1 pseudogene is annotated in these 452 nt (G+C 37.4%); it reads left to right on the top strand.

The annotated features are described in order from the left end of the window. Positions 1-452, top strand: a pseudogene (locus tag AOA61_RS05890) (ATP-binding cassette domain-containing protein); the annotation flags it as partial.

The following is a 452-nucleotide window of genomic DNA, read 5'->3' as shown; positions in this document are numbered from 1 at the left end:
CATTAATCCAACCAGTAGATCTGTTACTTCTCGATGAACCTACAAACCATCTCGATAATGAAACCATTGAATGGCTAGAAGTATTCTTATCCCAATACCGTGGTGCGTTAATGCTTGTAACGCATGATCGATATTTCTTAAATCGTGTAACAAATAAAATCTTCGAATTGGAACAAGGTGATGTCTATCAATACGAAGGTAATTATGAACTTTTTCTTGAGAAAAAAGCGGAACGTGAAGAAACAGAAGGTAAACAGGAAGCTAGCCGTCAGAATCTTCTTCGTCGTGAAATTGCTTGGTTAAAGCGGGGAGCTAAAGCAAGAACTACAAAACAAAAGGCAAGAATTCAACGTGTTGAGAAATTAAAGGAAGAAAAAGGGCCTGTAGAAAAAGGGGAAGTGGATTTTGCAATTGGTTCCACTCGCTTAGGAAAAAAGGTTATTGAATTAAAG

The organism is Pseudomonas sp. 2995-1, from assembly GCF_002742505.1.
Classification (GTDB): domain Bacteria; phylum Pseudomonadota; class Gammaproteobacteria; order Pseudomonadales; family Pseudomonadaceae; genus Aquipseudomonas; species Aquipseudomonas sivasensis.
The sequence above is the reverse complement of the archived record's forward strand: the minus strand, read 5'-3'. Positions and strand labels throughout refer to the sequence as shown.